This is a genomic window from Candidatus Aminicenantes bacterium, assembly GCA_026393855.1.
Classification (GTDB): Bacteria; Acidobacteriota; Aminicenantia; order Aminicenantales; family UBA4085; genus UBA4085.
Map to the genome: position 1 here is coordinate 1 of JAPKZJ010000137.1, position 1,855 is coordinate 1,855.

Sequence of the window (1,855 nt, forward strand, 5' to 3'; positions counted from 1 at the left end):
GTCTTTGCTGAGAAAGAAGTATTGTAGGTTGCCCGAAATGGAGGCGTTCGCAGTCAGCCAGGGTATGGACGCCCAGGGAACGGAAAGGGACGGAAAGAAAGTAATCGTCTTGTTCTTCAACTGCGTTCCGGTGTCGAACTGCGACTGCCAGCCGTACTCCCAATTGTTATAACCGGCGGACATGGAAAAGCCCAGCGGGCCGAGAATCTTGGTTCGGGACAAGCTCAGGCTGATCTGCGGCAGAGATCGGGAGACGATGGCGTTGTTGACACCCTGGAAGTTGGTCTCGAACTGGGAGGCGCGGGCGCTGAGGCTCAAGCCGCCCCAAGTGCGGGACAGATAGACTTGAGAGCTGCGGTTGAAGATCACGGCCCGCTTGAAGTCGTTGTCGAACTCGCGCAGAAAGTCGAACGAGGTCTGGTAGTTGACGGCGGCGGTCAGGATGAACCCGCCGGGAAGGGTCTGGTTATGGTTCCAGCGCACGAGGTAGGCGTCGTCCCGCTTGGTCCCGTCCTCTTCGGTCCTGAAGGCGAAGTAGTACACCCTGGCTTCGCCGCCGAAGAGCCCCGCGGCTCCAGCCTTGTCGGGCGACCCGAAGATGTATCTGTATTCCAGGCCGCCGCCCATGCCCTTGGCCCCGTAGTAGTCCAGAGAGAACGTGGCGTCCTGGTTGCGGGCGATGGCCCAATAAAAGCTCTGGGAAAGGGAGAAGCCTTTGACCCCGGAAAAGCCGATCTGGGGGAAAAGGAAGCCTGTCGCCCGCTCCTGGGCCAGCGGGTATTTCATGTAGGGCAGGTAGAAGACAGGAACCTTCTTGACCGAGAAGGTCACGCCCCACATCTCGAGGTAATCGTCCTTCCTCATGGTGGCCTTGGCGCAGGAGACGCTCCAGCGCGGAACGGCTTGGGAACAAGTCGTAAACCGGCTGCGCCCCATCTTGTAGATCACTTCGCTCTCGCGCTCCATGCGCTCGGAGGAAAAATACAAGGACGGTTGAAGCAGGCCGAAAGCGCCCTGCATACTCCCCAAGGCCGTGTCCAAGTTGACCATCATCGTCTCGGCGGTGAGGACCTCCTTGGGCAGCCTGAGAGAGACCTGCCCATCGGCCAGGGCGTCCTTGGTCGCGGTGTTGATGTCCACATGGTTGGCCAGGAGGATCAGGTCGCCATAGAAGACGCGGACCCGGCCCCAGGCCGAGACGATATCGCCTTTCTGATCGATCTTGTCCGCCTGGATGCGCGCGCCCGAGGCCTTCAGCTCGCTGGCGGCCTTCTCTTGGGCGGGAAGCCGGGTGGCGCAGAGACAGAGCAAGATGAGGAACGCCGGGACGACGCCGATGCGTCGGGCTGATAAGCGCGTTGGAATGATCATGGAATTCAGATTTCACCCGCCTTCTATTATGGCATCGACCCCTCGACCGAGTCAAAACGCGATAAAATAGGGGTACAGTATACGTAAATCCCTATTTATTTTGAGAGTATCCGATTGCGCTCGCCAAGCCCAAACCATCCGTCACTGTTTGTAAGCATAATAAATCGGGATTTACGTATACTGTACCCCATTTCAGGATGTGCATTTAAACTCGAAATTGGATAAAATGAGCCCCAGGATGCGGCTGAAGCTCGACACGAAGGAGGGGCGGCGGGGAATCGTCCTGGCCGCGGTGTTTCTCGTCCTGCAGGTCTATCTGCTCTTCATCCGACACTACGACACCATGGACCTGGAAGTTTACCCCAACACGCGGCCAAGCCTGGATTTCAAGGCCGATTTCGCGATCGGACAGACCTTTCGGGCCGGGATGAACGGCCTGAACCGGATCGATGTCATGATGGGAACGCACGCCAAGACGCTCGAC

The 1,855-nt window shown here is 58.3% G+C and carries 2 protein-coding genes; one reads left to right on the forward strand and one right to left on the reverse strand.

Annotated features, from left to right (window positions below):
* The coding region (gene lptD, locus NTZ26_15725) for an LPS assembly protein LptD (GenBank protein ID MCX6561944.1) at positions 1-1,371 on the reverse strand (1,371 nt) is incomplete at its 3' end.
* 238 nt (positions 1,372-1,609) lie between these two features.
* On the opposite strand from lptD, the gene NTZ26_15730 reads away from it, so the two are divergent.
* Positions 1,610-1,855: hypothetical protein (locus tag NTZ26_15730; GenBank protein ID MCX6561945.1), on the forward strand; the 246-nt coding region annotated here is incomplete at its 3' end.